The sequence below is a fragment of the Burkholderia ambifaria AMMD genome, assembly GCF_000203915.1.
GTDB lineage: Bacteria > Pseudomonadota > Gammaproteobacteria > Burkholderiales > Burkholderiaceae > Burkholderia > Burkholderia ambifaria.
This window is the reverse complement of record NC_008391.1, coordinates 1,753,898-1,773,680: the sequence shown is the minus strand read 5'-3', so window position 1 is coordinate 1,773,680 and position 19,783 is coordinate 1,753,898. Positions and strand designations below refer to the sequence as shown.

Below are 19,783 nucleotides of genomic sequence, written 5' to 3'. Positions count from 1 at the left end.
CTCAGCCGGAATGCCCGGCGTGCGTGCGAGCGTGTTCGCGCGACGGGTTAAATCCACAGGCGCAATTGGCTACGACCGTAGTTGGCCGCGAGCCGCCAGACAAATTCTCGACGAACCACGTTCTCATAGCCGATGCGATATTGCTATCGGTCGAGCACAGCCGCCGCCAGCCTCCCGACCTCCACCCGCGTATCCGCCGGCAGCGCATCTTCCATCATCCAGACTGCCGACAAACCGGCCCATGCGAGGATCCATTGCAGCAGCCGGCGCCGGTCGATCCGCGTCACTTCAGCGACGAGCATGACGCGCCGCGCGAAGCGCGCCGGATCGACCGCAATATCGTGCGTGGGATTGCAGAACAGGTTCGCGTAGTCGAACGCGCGATCGCCGCGCAAACCCTTCGGGTCGATCGCGAGCCAGCCGCGGTCGCCGAAGTGCAGCACGTTGCCGTGATGGATGTCGCCGTGCAGCACGACTTCGTCGGTGGATTGCACGGCCAGCAGCCGATGCGCCGTCGCGGCTGAGCGGCGCAGCACGTCGTCGTCCGTGTCGTGCGACAGCAGCGCGTAGAACCAGTCGTGCAGCGGCACGAGCGCGGGCGGCGCCGGGGCGCGATGCGCATGCAGCCGCGCGACGGCAGCGCACGCGATCCGGATCGCATCGTCGTCGTGGCCCGCGGCGGACAGGCCGGCGAGCGTCGGCGCCGGCTGCGCGCGCTCGAGCAGCACCGCGTCGCTGTCGTGCAGCAACACGCGTGCGGCACCGTCCCCGTTCCACCAGGTCATCAGGGCATTGCCGCGGCGCTCTTCGTCGCACGTGGCGACTTTCAGCATCGCGGGCCGCGCGTGCCAGACGACGGGCAGCACGCCGCCGCTCGCGGTCAGGATCGGGCCGCCGTCAGGAACGAGGTCCCACAGGCGCAGGTACGTATCGAACATGCGGACGATGGTACAGGCGAACCGGCTCATCCGCAGCGGGGTTCGACCGGTGCCGCCGCCGGCCATCCGCATCCTTTCCTGAATAAAATTTAGCCAGCCAAACTTTGGCTAAAGAATGTTCCGGTATTCCGGCATCCCTTCGACAATGCGCGCCTTCCGTGACCGATGGGCGCCACTCGAGCGCCCGCGGTCGCCGCATCGAAGAAGGAGCCCGCATGACCGACCACACCGCCAACCCTCCGCCGCCACCGGCGCCGCCTCCTGCATCGCCGCGCCGCCGTGCATGGCGGATCCTCGCAGGCGCGCTGCTCGGCCTGACGCTCGCATGCGCGGGCATCGGCGCATGGACGATCGACCGCATCTGGACGCAATTGCCGTCCATCGAACATCTGGCCGACTACCGTCCCGCGTTGCCGCTGCGGATTTTCTCGCGTGACGGCGAGCTGCTGGCCGAGTACGGCGTCGAGCGCCGCGAGTTCGTGCCGCTCGAACGCATTCCGCCGCTGATGCGGCACGCGCTGCTCGCGGCCGAGGACGCGAAGTTCTATCAGCACGGCGCGATCGATGTCGGCGGCCTCGCGCGCGCGACGTTCGCGAACCTCGTGACGGGGCAGCCGGGGCAGGGCGGCAGCACGATCACGATGCAGGTCGCCCGCAACTTCTACCTGACGCGCGACAAGGTGCTGAGCCGCAAGCTCGCCGAGATCCTGATGGCGATCAAGCTCGAGCGCCAATACGGCAAGGACAAGCTGCTCGAGCTGTACATGAACCAGATCTATCTCGGCGAGCGCGCGTACGGTTTCGCGGCGGCCGCGAACGTCTATTTCGGCAAGCCGCTCGACGCGCTGAGCGCGGGCGAGGCGGCCGTCCTCGCCGGGCTGCCGAAGGCGCCGTCCGCGTTCAATCCGGTCGTCAACCCGGCACGCGCGACCGCGCGGCGCAACTACGTGCTCGGCCGCATGCATGCGCTCGGCGAGCTCGACGATGCGGCGTATCGCGCGGCCGTCGACGCGCCGATCGCGCTCGCGACCACGCCGCCGCCCGGCATCATCGCGGCGCCGTACGTCGCGGAGCGCGCGCGTCGGATGATGGTCGAGCGATTCCATGACGACGCCTACACGCTGGGCCTCGACGTGACGACGACGATTACGATGCGCGACCAGCGCGCGGCCGAAGCCGCGCTCGACCGCACGCTGAGCCGGCAGCCACGCGCGAAGCGCGATGCGCGCAACGGGCTCGAGGGCGCGCTCGTGTCGCTCGATGCGGCCACCGGCGACATGCTGGCGCTCGTCGGCGGCGCGGATTTCAACGGCAACGTGTTCGACCACGCATTGCAGGCGTATCGGCAGCCGGGTTCGAGCTTCAAGCCGTTCGTCTATTCGGCGGCGCTGGAGAAGGGCTATTTCCCCGGCGTGCTGGTCGACGATACGCAGCGCACGCTCACGCATGCGGAAACCGGCGCGCGGCCGTGGCGTCCGCGCAATTACGGCAACCGGTACGAGGGCTTCATCCCGGTGCGGCGTGGGCTCGTGCGCTCGAAGAACCTCGTCGCGGTCAACCTGATGCAGGCCGCCGACGCGCGCTACGTGCAGCAGCACGCGGTGGGCTTCGGTTTTGACGCGCAGCGCAATCCGGCGTCGCTGCCGCTCGCGCTCGGCGCGGGCGCCGTGACGCCGCTCGAACTCGCGAGCGCGTACGGCGTGTTCGCGAACGGCGGGAGGCGGATGGTGCCGCGGCTGATCCTGTCGGTGAAGCAGCGTCACGGCGGCGCGCTGTACGACGCGCCGACGCCGGACGGCACGCGCGTCGTGTCGGCGCGTAATGCGTTCGTGATGGACAGCATGTTGCGCGACGTCGTGCGGGCCGGCACTGCGCGCGGCGCGCTCGCGTTGCGCCGCGACGACGCGGCCGGCAAGACCGGCACGTCGAACGGCTCGAAGGACGTATGGTTCGCGGGCTATTCGTCGGGCATCGTCGCGGTCGCGTGGCTCGGCTACGACCCCCCGCGGCCGATGGGGCGCGCGACCGGCGCGACGCTCGCGCTGCCGGTCTGGCTCGACTACATGAAGACGGCGGTTGCCGGACGCACGCCGGTCGACGCAACGCCGCCGCAGGACCTCGCGCTCGTCGACGGCGATTTCGTGTACGCCGAATACACGCGCGGCACCTGCACCGCCGACGTGCCGCCGTACATCCGCAGCCGCTTCGCGTGCGGCGCCGCGCCGGAATCCGATGCGACGGACGCACACGACAAGCGCGACGAGCCGATGCCCGCGGCCGTCGATGCGGCCGAGCGCGAACGCGTGCTCGACCTGTTCCGTACCGAGGACTGAGGCGCGCGATGCATACGCTTTATCTGATTGCGATCGTCGCCGAAGCGATGTCGGGCGCGCTGATGGGAATGCGGCGCGGGATGGACCGCTTCGGGCTCGCGCTCGTCGGCGCGGTGACGGCGCTCGGCGGCGGCACCGTGCGCGACGTGCTGCTCGGCCACTATCCGCTCGGCTGGATCGCGCGCCCCGAGTACCTCGTGATCACGCTCGCCGCGGCGACCGTCGCGTCGTGGGCCGCGCGGCACTTCGCGCGCATGAAGGCGCTGTTCGTCACCGTCGATGCGATCGGCCTCGCGGCGTTCACGATCATCGGCTGCGACGTCGGCGCATCGACGGGCACCGCGCCGATCATCATCGTGCTGGCCGGCGTGATCACCGGCGTGTGCGGCGGGATGCTGCGCGATTTGCTGTGCAACGAGATGCCGTTGATTTTGCGCGAGGAGCTGTATGCGAGCGTCGCGTTCTTCACGGGGACGCTGTATGTCGGGATGCAGTATCTCGGCATCGATGCCGGGTTCGCGACGGTGGTCGCGCTGGCGGCCGGATTTTCGATGCGGATGCTTGCCGTGCGGCTCGGATGGAAGATGCGGACGTTCGGCGCGGCGGATGTCGGGCATTGAGCGCGGCCTTCCCACTTCGCCGCTCCGGCCTTCATTCCGGCTGCATCACCTGAAAAATATTGCCTTCCGGATCGATGCCGTCGTACATCCGGTACGGATAGCCGTCGTAGCGCTTGAGATCGCGCACGGTCACGTCGTCGCGGGCGAGGCGGTCGCGATGCGCGTCGATATCAGTGTCGATCCGGAAGACGAACTTCACGGTGCTGGAGTCGGATTTCGCGTTCGCGGGAGCGGCCGCGCGGCGGAACGTCGGGCCGGCCAGATGCAGCGCCAGTTCGACGGCGCCCGCGTCGAGCACCACCCATTCGCCGTCGATTTCCTCGATGACGGGCAGCGCGAAATACCGCTGATAGAACGCCTTCAGCAACGCGACGTCGCGGACGTACAGGATGACGCGGGTCATCGGAAGCGGCATGTGAGTCTCCTCGAAGGGGATGCGCGAAGCGCGAATGATGCGATGTGAAACGCGTGCCTATCGGCAAGGTGCGACATCGATGCGGGCCGCGCGTGCGCTATGCGGGCACCATGACGGGTGGCGCACCGTCTCCGGTTTCCACCATCTTCACCGCGAATCCGTAGCACTGCGCGATATGGGCGGGTGTCATCACGTCGCGCGGCGTGCCGTGCGCGACGATCGTCCCGTCGGCGAGCAGTGCGATCGAATCCGCGTGCCGCGCGGCGAGATTCGGATCGTGGACGATTGCGAGCACGCCGAGCCGCCATTCGCGCGCGACGGCGCGCACGGTATCGAGCAGCCGGTGTTGATGCGCGAGATCGAGCGCAGCGGTCGGTTCGTCAAGCAGCAGGTACCGCGGCCCGGCTTCCATTGCGTCGTCATCCGGCCACAGCTGCGCGAGCACGCGCGCGAACTGCACGCGGGCAAGTTCGCCTCCGGACAAGGTCGTGACGTCGCGACCAACGAGCGCATCGGCGTCCGCGCGTTCGAGCGCCTGCCACGCGATGTCGCGATCGCGGTGCGACGTTGCGCCGCCCCGCCGCACATGCGGATACCGGCCGAGCAGCACGATCTCATCGACGCTGAACGGAAACGCCGGCTGCGCGGCCTGCGGCAGCACCGCGCGCAGGCACGCGAGACGCCGCGCGTCGATGCACGCAAGCGGTTCGCCGTTCAGCGTGATGTCGCCGGTCACGCGCACGCCGTTCGGCGCGACGCTGCCGGTCAATTCGCCGGCGAAAGTTTTCAGCAGCGTGCTCTTGCCCGCGCCGTTGCGGCCGAGCAGCGCGGTCACGCGGCCGGGTTCGATCGACAGCGACAGGTCGCGCAGAATGACGTTGTGTCGGCGGGCGACGTCGAGGTGGTGGGCGGTCAGCATGATCGTCGTGAAGAAAGGATTACCCGCCGAGCGCACCGCGGTTCTTCCACAGCAGCATGAGGAAGAACGGCGCACCGAGCAGCGCGGTCAGCACGCCGAGCGGAATTTCGGCGGGCGCGGCAATCGTGCGTGCGGCAAGATCGGCGGCGAGCGTCAGCAATGCGCCGAGCAGCGCGGCGCCGGGCAGCACGACGCGCTGGTCGGGGCCGCACGCGAGGCGCACGCAGTGCGGCGCGACGAGCCCGATGAAGCCGATGATGCCCGCGCACGACACGAGTGCGCCGACCGCGAGCGCGACCGCGACGAGCACGCGCCGTTTCAGCCGCTGCACGGGCACGCCGAGATGCAGCGCTTCGGTTTCGCCCAGCTGCAGCGCATTCAGCGCATCGCGTTCGCGCGCGAGCAGCACGCAGCCGATCGCGACGCACGGCGCGACGGCCGCCAGCGCGGACCATTGCGCGCCGCCGAGGCTGCCGAGGCTCCAGAAGGTCAGCGAGCGCAACTGCGCATCGTCGGCGACGAACGTGAGCAGCCCGATCGCCGCGCCGACCAGCGCGTTGATCGCGATGCCGGCGAGCAGCAGCAGCGGCAGCGCGAGCCGGCCGCGCGACGCGGCGAGCCGGTAGACGAGCGCCGCGACGGCAAGCGCGCCCGCGAACGCCGCGACGGGCAGCACGGCGGCGCTCGCGTGCGCGGCGAACAGCGCGGGGCCGAGGACGATCGTCGTCGTCGCGCCGAGTGCCGCGCCGCTCGACACGCCGACGAGGCCCGGGTCGGCGAGCGGATTGCGGAACAGCGCCTGCATCGCGGCGCCGGCTGCACCGAAGCCGCCGCCGACCAGCAGCGCGAGCACGACACGCGGCGCGCGGATGTCGAACAGCACCGCGCGCGCCTGCTGCGCGGCCGGATCGCCGGTCAGCGCGGCCCATGCTTCCGCGAGCGGAATGCGGTATGCGCCGACGCACAGCGCGACGACAGACATCGCGCACACGAGACAAGCGAGCGCGGCCAGCGCGAACGGCGCGAAGCGGCGCGACGTGCCGACGCGCGCGGCGCCGGAGCGTGAGGCGGACGATGCGTGCGACGGTGCGTGGAAGGGCGAAGCAGGAACGGACATCGGGTCAATCCGGAATCAGGCAAGCGCATCCGACAGGCGTCGGTGCAGGGTCGTGACGGCGAGCGGCAGGCGCGGGCCGAAGCCGAGCAGGAACAGCGCATCGAGCGACACGACGCGCTGCGCGCGGCCGGCCGGCGTCGCGCCGAAGCCGGGCGCGGCAAGCAGCGCGGCGCGGCCGCCGACCGCCGCGAGCCCTTCGTCGGAGATCAGCAGGATGTCGGGTGCGGCGGCGGCGAGCGCTTCGCTCGTCAGCGGCTTGTAGTGATCGAAGCCCTGCATCGCATTGCGCGCGCCCGCGTAGCGGATCATCGCGTCGGCGGCCGTGCGCTGGCCGGCCGCGAGCGCCTGGTTGCCGGTATGGTTCAGCACGAACAGCACGCGCGGCGGCTGCGCGCCGCCGGGCACGCGCGCGGCGACTGCACTGCGCGCGGCCTGCCACTCGCGATCGAAGCGTTGCAGCAGCGTGCTGCCCGCATCGCGCACGTCGAGCGCCCGCGCGACGCCGGTGATCTTCGCGCGTACCGAGTCGACGTCGTGGCGCTCGTCGAACGTCGTCACCGCGACGCCCGCGCTTTTCACCTGCGCGATCGCGGTGGGCGGGCCGGCTTCCGCCGACGCGAGCACGAGATCGGGGCGCAGCGACAGCAGCCCCTCGGCCGACAGCGCGCGCTGGTAGCCGACCTTCGGCAGGCGCTTCGCGGCGTCCGGGTACGTGCAGGTCGTGTCGGCGCCGACGAGCCGGTAGCCGCGCGCGTCGGCGCCGCCGAGCGCGAATGCGGTTTCCGCGAGCGCGCCGCCGATCACGACGACGCGCTTTTGCGCGGCCTGCGGCAGCGCGCGGCCGGGCAGCGCGCCCGCGAGCGCGCCGGCAACCGCGCTCGCGAGCACGACGCGACGTCGCGGCGAGAACGATCGCGCGCTCACCGCGCGTCCCCGTGTGCGGCCGACGGCAGCGTCGCGACGAGCGTGCGCCAGTCGTCGCGTTCGACCTTGCCGGGCTTGCGCTCGCCGAACAGCAGCGCGACGTGGTCACCCTGCCGGTCGAACAGTTCGAGCGACGTGACGATGCCGTCGCTCGTCGGCTTCTTCACGACCCAGGCGGCGGCGATCAGCCGCTCGCGCACGTGCAGGTTGAAGCTCGGGTCGAGCACGTTGATCCACGCGCCGACCTCGCGCACGTTCGCGATGGGGCCCGTGTGGATCTGGATCATTCCCGCGTTGCCGACGAACACCATGATCGGCTGACCGCTCAGCGCGGCCCGTTCGAGCATGTGACGCAGCGCGCGCGCCGTTTCGACCGGATACGCGTAGTGCGGATCGGCGAGACGCAGCGCCTGCATGCGGCTCACGCCGAAGCGCTGCGTGATGCCGAAGAACTGGTGCGTGTCGGTCATCGCGTCCCACGCCGCGCGAAACCCCGCGACGTCGATCTCGGTGTCGGCGCGCTCGGGCGTTTTCGGCGCGGCGGGCACGACGTCGAGCCCGGGCTCCTGAGTCGCCGCGCGCCAGCGTTCGACGAACGCGTCATACGCCGCGTGATCGCTGTGCGCGCGCAGGTAGACCTTGTGGATCGCATGACCCTGCGCGTCGAAGAACTGCAGGCTCTTCAGCGGACCGTGCGCGGTCTGGTCGTGCACCGCGAACGCCGACGCCCAGTGACGGTAGAAGATGCGCAGGTCGATGTCGCCGAGCGCGAGGCCGACCGGGCCGTCATGGCTCATCTGCGCATATTCGCCGTCCTTCTCGTGGACGGCCGTGTCGTTGCGCGTGAGCGCCATCACGCGGCCGAGGCGCGGCATTTCCTCGAACATTGCCGGAAAGCGCGCGTCGAGCCGCACCACGTGCTCGCCGACGAACGCGGCGAGCGCCTCGCCTTCGCTGATGCCGAGCGCCTGTGCGACGTCGCGGTTGCGCAGCTGGCGCTCGGTCTTGAGCTTGATGAACGCGTCGCGCAATGCGGCGACCGCGCGGGCCGGCGTGGCCGATTGACCGGGAAGGGCGGAATGCATCATGTCGGACTCCTTCAAGTAATGGTTGGGCAGGAACGCGCGGGGGCGCGCTTCAAAAATCCACCTTCATGCTGACGGCGACGGTGCGCCCGGACGACGTGTACGCGTCGAGCACCTGCGAATCGGCCGCGATGCCGCGCACGTCCGACCAGTTCCAGTACTTGCGATCGAACAGGTTGCGAATGCCGATCGTCGCGCTCACGTGCTTGTTGAAGCGGTAGCCGCCGCGCAGGTCGACGACGAACGACGACGGCGGCGCGAAGCACGACGTTCTGGCTCCCGGGCACGCATCTGCCGGGATGTCCTTGTCGCGTTTCGCGGCCTGGAACAGCAGGTCGGTCTGCACGAACCAGCGCTCGCCCGGTTCGTAGCGCACGCCGAACACGGCCGAGAACGGGGTGACCGTATCGAGCGGCTGACTGGCCGCGCCGTTGTTCTGCGTCGAGCCCTTCGTGAACGCCATCGCCGTCTTCAACGTGATGCCGTTGGGCATCACCCATTCGGCGCGGCCTTCGAAGCCGTGGATGCGCGCGTCGGCGAAGTTCACGTACTGGAACACGAACGGGTCGACCGGCCGGCCGCTGCCCGAGATCGTCGTGCGCGAGATGAAGTTGCGGTAGCGGCCGGTGAACGCGGCCGCGCTGTAGCGCACGACGCCGTAGCCGGTGCCGGCCTTGCCGCGCAGGCCCGCTTCGAACGTGTCGCTGGTCTCCGGCTTCAGGTTCGGATTGCCGATCGACGTGTAGCCGTACACCGGGTTCGAGAAGCTGCTGTTCACTTGATCGGGTGTCGGCGCGCGGAAGCCGTGCGCGTATTGCGCATACGGAATCAGCGCGGGCGTGATCTCGTAGAGCACCGCGACGCGTGGCGACACTTCGTTCGCGCTCGTCGACACCGCGGTGCCGGTGAACAACGGATCGTTCTGCGACGCGCTCAGCCGGTACGTATCGAAGCGCAGCCCCGGCGTGACGAGCAGGCGGCCGTAACCGATCTGGTCCTGCACGAACGCGCCGAACAGCGTGTAGTCGGTATCGGGAAACGCCTTGTTCGGGAACGCCTCGCCGACGCCCGGCACCGTGCCGTCGCGCAGGTTCGTCACGCGCGACAGGCTGCCGTCGACGCCGTACAGCAGCTTGTGCGCGAGCGGGCCGGTCGAGAAGCCGCTTTCGGCGAACGCGGAACCGCCGAACGTGCGCTCCTGGTACTGGTTGTCGCGGGAGCGCGAAGGCTGCCTGCCGCGCGTCTCGAACGCGTATTGATCCTGCTTCGCGTCCTGGTAGTAGAACTGCACGTGCGCGGTCTGGAACCAGCGCAACGCATCGTCGCGGAAGTCGTAGTCGACGCTGAAGCGGTTGCGCTCGAGGCGGTCGTTCGTCGTGAGGCCGAGCGTGGTCGGCGGGTTGATCGCGGACAGCACGTCGGTGCTCACGCGCCGCTGCACGGTTTCGGCTGTGAACTTGATCGTGTCGCGCGCGGTGGGCGTCAGCACGAATTTGCCGAGCAGCGATTCCGAATAGACGTCCTGCGGGTTCGACGTCGTGCGCAGCGTGCTCGCCGAATTGTTGCTGCCGCGCGTGTCGACTTCGTGGCCGCGCCGGCCGTCGGCGATGATCATCCCCTGCACGCGGTCGTTGCCGCCCGCGGCCGACACCGTCGCGCCGACGCTGCGATCGGCCGAGTCGTAGCTCGGCCGGAACGAGAAGTAGATGGGCTTGCCGTAGATCGACAGCAGGTCGCGCGGATCCTTCGTGATGAAGTTCACCGCGCCGGTCAGCCCGTCGCTGCCGTACAGCGCCGATGCCGGCCCGCGCAGGATCTCGATACGCTTAAGCGTGTCGACATCGGAGTAGTCGCCGCGCCCGGCTTCGAGCGGCCCGAACGAGAACGCGTTCGGCAGGCGGATGCCGTCTTCCATCAGCAGCACGCGATTGCCTTCGAGGCCGCGGATGTTGATGCTCGAATCGCCGTCGCGGCCGCCGCCGAGTGCGGCGCTGCCGGGGCGATACGCGGTGCGGCGCACCGTGACGCCCGGCTCGTAGCGCAGCGCGTCCTTGATGTTGGTGGCCTGCTGTTCCTCGAGATCGTCGTCGGTGATCACCGACACGGACGCGGCCGTGCGGCTCGCGGCGGTGGCGGTACGGGTGGCCGTGACGGTGACGGGGTCGAGCAGCGCCGCATCGCCGCGCGTGGATGCGGCGACTAGGACGGCAGACGGCGGGTTGGCGCCCTTCGACGACGAATCGACATAAGTGGCGTCAGCGGCGTTAGCGGTGGAATCGGCGTAAGCGGGGGCGGCGGACAGGCCGAACACGCCGAACAGCGCGGCACAGATCGGCCGCCGCGCCAGCGAATAGCAATGCACAGGTGGTCTCCCATTGACGATAACGAGCCCGAAGGCTGGCTGGGTGACGGGTTCACCTGGCTGGCCCGTTCGCGCGCGACAGGCGGCAAACGGCGAATTGAACGGAACGAATGATTCTGTCAGTGTAAATGAGAATCATTGTCAATACAAGAACGGAAAACGGCGAGTGCGGACACGCGCCGTCGGCGCGGGTCGGGCGAGCCGCGCGGGGATGAATTCGGGAAAGACGGACGCTAGGCCAGCGCTTCGATGCGAATCAGCAGGTTGCGCGCATGCGCAATGAACGCATCGTGCGTCGCGCGATCGCCGTGGCCTTCGAAGCCGGTTTGTTCGGCGAACGCGAGCTGTTCGGCGTAGAGGTCGACGAGCGCGCGGCGTGTGTCGGGCGGCAGCGTGCGAATCATCGAGACGAGCAGCAACTCCTGCGCGCGCAGCATGCCGGACAGCGATTGGGGGTTCATGCCCACCTCCTCGAACGATGCGGCGGCGTGCCGCTCAATTCATAGTAGGTGGTGGGCGGGCGCAGCGGAAATCAGCCGGCGGCCGTCGCGGCGCGTGCCTCGCGCACGATCTGCGCGACGCGCTCGACGAACTCGGCGTCGACGCTCGACAGCGCTTCGCGCTTGCCGTCGGGCATCTCGACCATCAGCCGGTACGTGACGTCCTGCGTGGTCCAGGCGAGATAGCCGACGACGGCGAGCATCACGCCGACGACCAGCGCGCCGCTCGATCCGCCGATGCCGCCGGCGATGGCGGCGGCCACGCCGATCAGCGAGATCAGCCAGGGCACGACGCGATTCTTCGGGATCTTGACGACGTCGACGTTGCGGATGTCACGCAGCGGAAAGACTTGACCGGCGGCCGACAGGCCGTTGCGCGTGATCGTCACGCCGCGTTCGTTGAATGCGTTTTCCATCGTGTGTTGCGTGGACGAAAACGCGCAGCGTAGCAGACTTCGTTGCCGCGTCAAACGAGACCGAGTGCCGCACGATGCGTGCGGGCCGGTTGCGATGCGGGCAGCGACGCGCTCAGGAGGGAATCAGAACTGCAGCCGGCCGTCGCCGTACAGGCGGCCCGGCACGTGCGACGCGACGACCTCGGCGATCTCTTCGTCGGTCGATTCGGCCGGCACGATCTGGCGCCGCGCGGGGGCGTCGAGATGCATCGTCCATTCGACGAGCCGGTACGGGCGGCCCCACGGGCGCTGCATTTCCACCGACACGCGGCAGCTCTGGACCGGTAGCGAATGCTGGCGCGTCAGAAGCGCGTGCAGATGGCTGTAAACGGTATCTTCGATCATCTTGGCCTCCGATCCTGTCTTGTGGGCAGTTGATGGCGGTGCCGCAGCGGTTCTCAAAAAAAAAGCCGCCGATGCTCAGGCGGCCAACAGGGGGGGTGGAAGCATCCTCTCAGCCCAGAATTAAGCGAAACTTAAAAGCCCATAAAAAAGCGCCCCGCATGGAGCGGGGCGCTTCTTGCCGTCGTGATCCGCAAGTTAAGCGGATGCTTTAGAACTTGTGACGGATACCGACGCGAGCGGCCAGCTGATTCGACGAACCCGTGCCCGACGTGTTGAAGTAGCTCGTGCTCGAGCCGATCTGCGCTTGCACGTTGTTGCCCGACGCCTTCTGGTAGACGACCAGGCCGTACACGTCCGTACGCTTGCTGAGCGCGTAGTCCAGGCCCAGGTTGCCCTGGTTCCAGTGTGCCGAGCCGCCGTTTTGCGTGGCGTTCGTGTACGTGTAGCCCGCCGCTGCCGACAGGGCCGGCGTGAATGCGTACTTCAGGCCAGCTTCATATGCGTTGTAGAACGTGCCCGATGCGCCCGCTGCGACCGGGGTGAACTGCGTGCGCGTCCACAGGGCCCATGCCGTTGCCGGGCCGAAGATGTAGCGGCCGCCGACGCCGTACGTGCGCAGGTCGCGGATGTTACCCGTGCTGATGTTCGCGATCGTCGTCGAGAATGCCGGCGACGACTGGCTCGGGAAGCGGATGTCCGTGTAGGCCGCGCCGAGTGCGAACGGGCCGTTCGCGTAGTTCACGCCGAAGCTGTATGCACGCGACGAGCCGCCCGTGTTCGTGGCGCCCGTGCCCGCTGCGCCAGCGAAGTCGGTCGAGTTCGAGAAGCCGTACAACGCGCCGAACGTGAAGCCGGCGTAGTTCGCGCTCTGGAACTTCACCGAGTTGTTGATGCGGCTCGACGTGAGCTGGTCGACGTCGTTCACGTGGTACGCGTAGTTGCCCGCGACCGTGTTGCCGCCCGTCGAGTAGTTCGAACCGAGGATGTCGGTCGAGAACGAGTACTGACGGCCGAGCGTGACCGTGCCGAATTGCGACTGGCTCAGGCCAACGTAAGCCTGGCGGCCGAAGATCGCGCCACCCTGGCCGATCGAGCCGTTGCCGCTGTTGAAGCCGTTTTCGAGCACGAAGATCGCCTTCAGGCCGCCACCGAGGTCTTCGGTGCCGCGCAGGCCCCAACGGCTGCCCTGGGCCACGCCGTCGTCGTACTTGAACAGCTTGCCGCTGCCGCCGTTCGCGGTCTTGCTGTGGTTCACGTAGCTGATACCGGCGTCGATCACGCCGTACAGGGTCACGCTGCTTTGCGCGTGTGCCGTGCCGGCCGTTGCTGCGAGGATGGCGATGGTCAACAGTTTCTTGTTCAAAGGATTCTCCGAGCGAATGAATGGCGTGTCCAGTTGCGGTTCCGGCGCTCTCTGCGGGCGCTTTCACGGACCGGCGGCAACTTTATCGGCGGGCCACGTAATGAATATGACAGCGACTGTCATATGACCAATGTGTGGTGCCGAAGCGACACTGGATTCTGCCCGCTTGTACAGCGGGGAGTTATACCGATTCCGCCTGAGATTCGATCGGAATCAGGAATATGCACATGAAATAAGCTTGGTTGGTGGCGTTCCGGCCCCGTGCCACGATGCGCGCTTGAACAACTACACGGGACAAAGAGGACACCATGCGACGTTCGATCCTGACCGGCCTCGGCGCGCTTGCCGCGGCGCTGGCCTTTGCCGCGCCCGGCGCGCACGCCGACCCGCAGACGCTGAAGATCGGCACGATGAGCGGCCCCGACGCGCAGATCTGGACCGAGGTGACGAAAGTCGCCGCACGCGAGGGCCTCGCGATCAAGGTCATCGAATTCAACGATTACGTGCAGCCGAACGCGGCGCTCGACGCGGGCGACCTCGATGCGAACGGCTTCCAGCACCAGCCGTTTCTCGACAGCCAGATCAAGCAGCGCGGCTACCGGATCGTCAATGTCGGGCTGACCTACACGGCGCCGATGGGCTTCTATTCGAAGAAGCTCAAGTCCCTGAAGGACTTGCCGGCCGGCGCGAAGGTCGGGATCCAGAACGATCCGTCGAACGGCAACCGCGCGCTGCTGCTGCTGCAGAAATACGGGGTGATCAAGCTGAAGGCGGGCGCCGGCACGAACGGCGTGAACGCGACGCCGCTCGACGTCGCGGAGAATCCGAAGAAGATCAGGATCGTCGAGCTCGACGCCGCGCAACTGCCGCGCGCGCTGCCCGACCTCGACGCCGCGTCGATCAACACCGACTACGCGGTGAAGGCCGGGCTCACGCCGGCGAAGGATGCGATCGCGATCGAGGATCTGCGCGGGCCGTACGCGAACCTGATCGCGGTGCGCGCGCAGGACAAGGACAAGCCGTGGGTGAAGAAGCTCGTCGCGGCCTATGAGTCGGACGACGTGCGCAAGTTCATCGACCAGAAGTTCGGGGGCGCGATCGTGCCGGCGTTCTGAACGTCGACGCGAGCAAGCCGCGGCCCGGCTGCCGCGCCGGACCTCCCGCCAGGCCTCCCGCCGGGCCTCCCGCCGGGCCCAAAAGCACATCGCCCACGCAAGCGGGCGATGTCGTTGGCGCGCGCAGCGAGGCGGCGCGCGGGCTCGCGGCCCAGGCCGCCTAGGCCGTTCAGGCCGACAGCAGCGACCCGGTGCGGATCGGCGTCGCGCCGGCGATGCGCGCGACTTCCATCCCGGCCGTCGCGAAGCGCACGATCTGGCGCGCGTACAGCACGCCCGACACGCTGCTCTTCAGCGTGATCACGCGATCGGTCAGCGGATCGACGATGTCGGCCACTTCCTGGCCGGCCTCGATCCATGCGCCGACCGGCGTGCGGAACACGATCACGCCCGACACGGGGGCCACGAGCGGATCGGTGCCCGCGAGCGGCGTGGCCGGATGCGAGAGCGGCGGCAGCGGCGCGGGCGTGCCGTCGATGACGCCGCGTTCCGTCAGGTATTCGACGATCCCCTGCGCGTCCTTCTCGGCGAACTCGTACGACACGTCGCGCTCGCTGCGCAGTTCGACCGTGACGGAAATCGCGCCGTTCGGGATCGGGAAACGATCGCCGAAGCGGTTGCTCAGATCCGACCAGCAGAAGCTGTGGATCTCGTCGAACGGATTGCCGACCGAATTCAGCGCGAGCAGCGACGCCTGCGCATCCAGATAGCGCGCAAGCGGCTCGACGTCTTCCCACAGATCGGGATTCGTGTAGAGGTGCAGCACCGCGTCGCTGTCGCAATGCAGGTCGAGCACGATGTCGGCGTCGAACGACAGCTTCTGCAGCGCGAGGCGCTGCGAATCCAGCTCGGTGCGCGGCTTCTGCTCGTCGAGCGCCTCGCGCATCGCGGCGCGTACCGCGGCGAGGTTGCGCTGCGCGTCGTTCGTCAGGCGGCCTTCGATGCGCGGCAGCACGAGCGCCGCGAGATCGTAGAAATTGCGGTTGAAGTTCTGCATCGAGCCGAGCTCGAAGCGGCCGAGATGATCGCCGAACACGTGCTGCGACAGGCCGATCGGGTTCGGCACCGGGACGATGACCACTTCGCCGCGCAGCTTGCCGGCCGTCTCGAGCGCGGCGATCTTGCGGCGCAGCAGCGCGGCGACCAGCATGCCGGGCAGTTCGTCCGCGTGCAGCGACGACTGGATGTAGACCTTCTTGCCGCCGCGCGGGCCGTAGTGGAAGCTCGTGATCTGGCGCTCGGTGCCGACGGCGGGGGAAATCAGCGGATGGGTCTGCGTTTGCATGATGAGGGGAGGGCGGCGCAGCCGCGAGTGATCCGTATGCGTGGAAGATCGATTGTACGTTGCCTTCCGCGAACCTATCAAACCACGCGAGCGGCGCGTCGTTTCCCTTTCCGAATCAGCGGGTTGGCGCGTAAAAAATAACGGTCCGGCGGGCCTGCGCGCATGCGTCGTCCGCAGCGTTTGGTCGCACGCGCGCAAAAAAAACGGGCTCCTTGCGGAGCCCGTCTGCGCGGATGAGAAGCGCGCTGTTACGCGGTATTACTTGCCGTACACGTCGAAATCGAAGTACTTCTTCGCGATCTTCTGGTACGTGCCGTCCTTGCGCATGCCGGTGATCGCGCTGTCGATCTTCGCCTTCAGGTCGGTGTCTTCCTTGCGCAGGCCGATGCCCGCGCCGTTGCCGAGCGTCTTCGGATCGTCGATGTCCTTGCCGGCGAAATCGAAGTTCGCGCCGCGCGGCGTCTTCAGGAAGCCGATCTCGGCCTGCACCGCATCCTGCAGCGCGCCGTCCAGACGGCCGGCGATCAGGTCGGCGTAGACCTGGTCCTGGTTCTGGTAAGGCACGACCTTCACGCCCTTCGCGGCCCAGTAAGTCTTCGCATAGGTTTCCTGGATCGTGCCCTGCTCGACACCGATCGACTTGCCCTTCAGCGATTCGGCGGTCGGCATCAGGCCCGCGCCCTTCTTCGCGACGAGGCGCGTCGGCGTGTTGAACAGCTTCTCGGAGAACGCGATCTGTTCCTGGCGCGCCGGCGTCATCGACATCGACGACAGGACGCCGTCGAACTTGCGTGCCTTCAGTGCCGGGATCATCCCGTCGAAGTCGTTTTCGATCCACACGCACTTCGCGTTCATGCGGCGGCAGATCTCGTTGCCGAGATCGACGTCGAAACCGACCACCTTGCCGCTCGCGTCTTTCGATTCGAAAGGCGGGTAGCTTGCGTCGACGCCGAAGCGCACGGTCGTCCAGTCCTTCGCGTACGCGGTGCCGGCCGACACGGCGAGCACGGCCACGGTCACAGCCGCAAGAATCTTTTTCACTCGGTCACTCCTCGTTTTGTTCGATGGGTGCGCGGTTGTGCCGCGCCGTAAGCCTTCGGTCCGGCGCGGTTTCGCATCGGACTGTCCGTTTCGCCTGCCCGATGCGGGCGCGCGACGTGCGCAAGATTATCAAGACAAAATACCCGGAGGGCGCCTAGGACAAGCCCCGATACCGGACCCGACGCCCGCGCATGCGGCGCGCGACCGTTTCAGACCTAGGAACGGTTCAGCCGAGCGTTTCGTTGACCGCGCGCTGCAGGCAACTGACGAATTCCGAGACGGCGGGCGTCGGCAGCAGGTCGCGGCGCGCGATGATCGACAGGTCGAAGCGCGGCATGCTTTCGTCGAGCTCGGCCGTGCGGATGCCGAGCGGCGCCACCATCGCGGCCAGCGGGCGCGTGAAACAGCCGATCACGTCGGAGCGCGCGACCAGCCCGAGCGTCACCGCGAACGACATCGGCGAGCGCAGCAGGCGCTTGGGCAGCGGCAGCCCGCGCGCGTCGAACATCGCGCTCATTACGCTGTGCGGGAACTGCTCGGCGCCGACCGTGACGATCCACTCGGCGTCGAGCAATTCCTCTAACCGGCGCGCGTGCGCGAGCGGGTGGCCCTCGCGCATCACGACGGTGAATTCGGTCGACAGCAGCGGCACCTGCGTGAAATCGCGGTCGAGCGCGGGCACATGGTGCATTGCAGCGATGTCGAGCGTGCCGTTGCGCAGCTGCGCGAGTGCGTCGGGCACCGTCACTTCCTCGAGATGCAGGCTGACGTTCGGCATCGACCGGCGGAATGCGGTGACCGCGTGCGGCAGCGCGGTCAGCGCGATCGACGGCATCGTGCCGACCGCGACGCGCCCGGACATTTCCCCTTTCACCTGCTCGACGGCCTCGACCGTGCGGCGCATGTCGCCGAGCAGCTGCTCGGCGCGCGGCAGCAGCGCATGGCCGCACGCGGTCAGCTCGACGCCGCGCACGCTGCGCACGAGCAGTTCCGCGTTCAGCGCCGTTTCGAGTTCGCGGATCGTATGCGTGATCGCGGGCTGCGTGACGCCGAGCTCGCGCGCGGCGGCGCGCAGGCTCTTGTGATGCGCGGCGGAGACGAACGCGTGGAGCTGCGCGGTGTTCAGGTGGTTGCGGATGCGGGTCATCGAGCGGTCCGGTTGGCGCGAAAGGGGGCGTCAGGTCGCGTTCCTGATGAACGTCACGCGCCGGCGCGCGCGCGGAATGCCTGGCGATAGCGCTGCGGCGACGTGCCGACGATGCGGGCGAAGCGCTCGCGAAACGCGGTGACCGAACCGAACCCGGCTTCCGTCGCCACGTGCTCGATCGACAGCTCCGTCATCTCCAGCAACTGCTGCGCATGCCTGACGCGTGCGGTCTGCAGCCATTGCCGCGGCGACGTGCCTGTGTGCGCCTGAAAGCGCCGCGTCAGCGTGCGCACGCTCGTCGATGCGTGGCGGGCCATCGCGTCGAGCGTCAGCGGCTTGCGCAGGTTCGCCTGCAGCCAGTCCATCAGGCCCTGCAGCCCGTCGCCGCCGGCCGGCCATTCGGGCGCGATGAACTGCGCCTGCCCGCCTTCGCGCACGCGCGGCGCCACCGCGCAGCGCGCGGCATCGACGGCGACCGCCGCGCCGTAGTCGGCCTGGATCATGTGCAGGCACAGATCGAGGCCGGCCGCGGCGCCTGCCGACGTCAGGATCTGCCCGTTGTCGACGAACAGCACGTTCGGGTCGACCTCGACGTTCGGGTAGCGGCGCGCGAGTTCGGCGGCCGCGAGCCAGTGCGTCGTCGCGCGCAGGCCGTCGAGCAGCCCGGCTTCCGCGAGCACGAACGCGCCGCTGCAGATCGACGCGATCCGGCAACCGCGCGCGGCGGCCGCGCGCAGTGCCGCGATCGCGCGACGCGACGTGGGCGCGAGCGGCACGGACGTGCCGGGGACGACGATCGTGTCGGCATCGGCCAGCGCGTCGAGACGAAACGGCGGGCGCAGTTCGAACAAATCGCCCGCGACGCGCGGATGCTCGCTGCACACGCGCACGCGGTATGCCTGCGCGACGTCGGGCGAGCGCACGCGCGCGAACGTGTCGCATGCCACGCCCAGATCGAACGGGACGACATCGGGCAAAGCGAGCACGGCGAGCGTATGCATGGCGTTCGCGGCCCGTGGCCAGAATCCGTTGAAAGATGTCATTCTAGCCAATGGCTCGAACCCGCGCCACGCGCGACAATCGCGGCGGACCCACCTGGAGGCCTGTCCATGAAACAAGACGATCGCAACGCGCTGCGCAACCTGCAATACCTGTCGTTGCTGGAAGCGACCACGCTCGTCGTGCTGGTGTGCGTGGCCGTGCCGCTCAAGCATCTGGCCGGGTATCCGGCCGCGGTATCGGTCATGGGCCCGGTTCACGGCATCGCGTTCGCGATGTACGTGTGGGCGGTCGTCGGCAGCGCGTCGAGCGGGCTGTGGAGCAAGGGCGAGGTCGCGCGGCTCGTGCTGTCGGCCGTCGTGCCGTTTGCGGGGCTGGCGAGCGCCGGATGGATCGCGCGCAGGAGGCATGCGCAATGATCTACCTGGTGCTGAAGGCCGTGCATGTCGCCGCCGTCGTCACGTTCGTCGGCGGGCTGCTGATGCTGTCCATTGGCGTTCGTATCGCCAACCTGGCCGTACATCGTGCGGTGCGGCGCTGGGATCGTACGGTGACGGCGCCCGCACTCGCGCTCGTCTGGATCACGGGGATCGCGATCGCGCTGAACGGTCACTGGTTCGGCGCCACGTGGCTATCGGTGAAACTGGTCGTCGTCACCGCGCTGGCGGCGCTGCACGGGATTCTGGCCGGCACGCTGCGGCGCATGGAGCGCGACGATCTCGTCGTCGTGCCCGCGCGATGGCTCGGGCAGGCGGCGGGCGCGGTCGTGGCGGCTGCGGGGATCGTCGTCGGGTTGGTCCTGATCAAGCCGTTCTGACGG

At 68.4% G+C, this 19,783-nt stretch carries 20 protein-coding genes; 5 read left to right on the top strand and 15 right to left on the bottom strand.

What is annotated here, in order from left to right; translation table 11 throughout:
• Positions 1-143 precede the first annotated feature (143 nt).
• Entirely contained in the window at positions 144-938 is a 795-nt protein-coding gene (locus BAMB_RS23930) for an aminoglycoside phosphotransferase family protein (RefSeq protein WP_041491695.1), read from the bottom strand.
• A gap of 215 nt (positions 939-1,153) precedes the next feature.
• Between BAMB_RS23930 and BAMB_RS23925 the strand changes: the two genes are divergently transcribed.
• Positions 1,154-3,271 (top strand): penicillin-binding protein 1A, encoded by a 2,118-nt coding sequence (locus tag BAMB_RS23925; protein WP_011659730.1) that lies wholly within the window; start codon positions 1,154-1,156, stop codon positions 3,269-3,271.
• 8 nt (positions 3,272-3,279) lie between these two features.
• Positions 3,280-3,891, top strand: a complete 612-nt coding sequence (locus BAMB_RS23920) for a trimeric intracellular cation channel family protein (protein WP_011659729.1) — start codon at positions 3,280-3,282, stop codon at positions 3,889-3,891.
• Positions 3,892-3,922: 31 nt separating this feature from the next.
• On the opposite strand, the gene BAMB_RS23915 is transcribed toward BAMB_RS23920, so the two are convergent.
• The 10 genes from BAMB_RS23915 to BAMB_RS23870 all read right to left on the bottom strand — a co-directional run bounded on the left by BAMB_RS23915 (position 3,923) and on the right by BAMB_RS23870 (position 13,376).
• Complete coding sequence (locus tag BAMB_RS23915; RefSeq protein ID WP_011659728.1) at positions 3,923-4,306, bottom strand: VOC family protein; 384 nt, start codon at positions 4,304-4,306, stop codon at positions 3,923-3,925.
• 97 nt (positions 4,307-4,403) lie between these two features.
• Entirely contained in the window at positions 4,404-5,225 is an 822-nt protein-coding gene (locus tag BAMB_RS23910; RefSeq protein ID WP_011659727.1) for a heme ABC transporter ATP-binding protein, read from the bottom strand.
• Positions 5,226-5,244: 19 nt separating this feature from the next.
• A complete protein-coding gene (locus BAMB_RS23905; protein ID WP_011659726.1) occupies positions 5,245-6,342 on the bottom strand; it encodes a FecCD family ABC transporter permease in 1,098 nt (365 codons plus the stop codon).
• Positions 6,343-6,357: 15 nt separating this feature from the next.
• A complete protein-coding gene (locus BAMB_RS23900) occupies positions 6,358-7,266 on the bottom strand; it encodes a heme/hemin ABC transporter substrate-binding protein (protein ID WP_011659725.1) in 909 nt (302 codons plus the stop codon).
• On the bottom strand, positions 7,263-8,354 hold the full coding sequence (locus BAMB_RS23895) for a hemin-degrading factor (RefSeq protein WP_011659724.1): 1,092 nt from the start codon (positions 8,352-8,354) through the stop codon (positions 7,263-7,265). The genes BAMB_RS23900 and BAMB_RS23895 overlap by 4 nt, the downstream gene beginning before the upstream one ends.
• Before the next feature lie 49 nt (positions 8,355-8,403).
• Positions 8,404-10,713, bottom strand: coding sequence for a TonB-dependent hemoglobin/transferrin/lactoferrin family receptor (locus BAMB_RS23890; RefSeq protein ID WP_011659723.1), 2,310 nt, complete (start codon positions 10,711-10,713; stop codon positions 8,404-8,406).
• A 233-nt stretch (positions 10,714-10,946) separates the two neighbouring features.
• Positions 10,947-11,174: a hypothetical protein gene (locus BAMB_RS23885; RefSeq protein WP_006754285.1), complete on the bottom strand. Its 228-nt coding sequence runs from the start codon at positions 11,172-11,174 to the stop codon at positions 10,947-10,949.
• A 71-nt stretch (positions 11,175-11,245) separates the two neighbouring features.
• Positions 11,246-11,629: a DUF6232 family protein gene (locus BAMB_RS23880; protein WP_011659722.1), complete on the bottom strand. Its 384-nt coding sequence runs from the start codon at positions 11,627-11,629 to the stop codon at positions 11,246-11,248.
• 123 nt (positions 11,630-11,752) lie between these two features.
• Positions 11,753-12,013, bottom strand: a complete 261-nt coding sequence (locus BAMB_RS23875; RefSeq protein WP_006754283.1) for a DUF2866 domain-containing protein — start codon at positions 12,011-12,013, stop codon at positions 11,753-11,755.
• Positions 12,014-12,221: 208 nt separating this feature from the next.
• On the bottom strand, positions 12,222-13,376 hold the full coding sequence (locus BAMB_RS23870) for a porin (protein WP_011659721.1): 1,155 nt from the start codon (positions 13,374-13,376) through the stop codon (positions 12,222-12,224).
• Between the two features lie 308 nt (positions 13,377-13,684).
• Between BAMB_RS23870 and BAMB_RS23865 the strand changes: the two genes are divergently transcribed.
• Positions 13,685-14,491 (top strand): MetQ/NlpA family ABC transporter substrate-binding protein, encoded by an 807-nt coding sequence (locus BAMB_RS23865; protein WP_011659720.1) that lies wholly within the window; start codon positions 13,685-13,687, stop codon positions 14,489-14,491.
• Between the two features lie 169 nt (positions 14,492-14,660).
• Here BAMB_RS23865 and BAMB_RS23860 read toward each other — a convergent pair whose 3' ends face one another.
• From BAMB_RS23860 to BAMB_RS23845, 4 genes are all read right to left on the bottom strand, one after another.
• The gene (locus BAMB_RS23860) at positions 14,661-15,776 is read right to left on the bottom strand and encodes a succinylglutamate desuccinylase/aspartoacylase family protein (RefSeq protein WP_011659719.1); all 1,116 of its coding nucleotides are present in this window, start codon (positions 15,774-15,776) and stop codon (positions 14,661-14,663) included.
• Between the two features lie 258 nt (positions 15,777-16,034).
• Positions 16,035-16,817, bottom strand: coding sequence for an ABC transporter substrate-binding protein (locus BAMB_RS23855; RefSeq protein WP_011659718.1), 783 nt, complete (start codon positions 16,815-16,817; stop codon positions 16,035-16,037).
• 226 nt (positions 16,818-17,043) lie between these two features.
• On the bottom strand, positions 17,044-17,964 hold the full coding sequence (locus BAMB_RS23850) for a LysR substrate-binding domain-containing protein (RefSeq protein ID WP_006754278.1): 921 nt from the start codon (positions 17,962-17,964) through the stop codon (positions 17,044-17,046).
• A 53-nt stretch (positions 17,965-18,017) separates the two neighbouring features.
• On the bottom strand, positions 18,018-18,965 hold the full coding sequence (locus BAMB_RS23845; RefSeq protein ID WP_011659717.1) for a GlxA family transcriptional regulator: 948 nt from the start codon (positions 18,963-18,965) through the stop codon (positions 18,018-18,020).
• Between the two features lie 108 nt (positions 18,966-19,073).
• Between BAMB_RS23845 and BAMB_RS23840 the strand changes: the two genes are divergently transcribed.
• Positions 19,074-19,382 (top strand): DUF3817 domain-containing protein, encoded by a 309-nt coding sequence (locus BAMB_RS23840; protein ID WP_011659716.1) that lies wholly within the window; start codon positions 19,074-19,076, stop codon positions 19,380-19,382.
• Positions 19,379-19,780: a CopD family protein gene (locus BAMB_RS23835; protein WP_011659715.1), complete on the top strand. Its 402-nt coding sequence runs from the start codon at positions 19,379-19,381 to the stop codon at positions 19,778-19,780. Before BAMB_RS23840 ends, BAMB_RS23835 begins: the two co-directional genes overlap by 4 nt.
• Positions 19,781-19,783 lie beyond the last annotated feature (3 nt).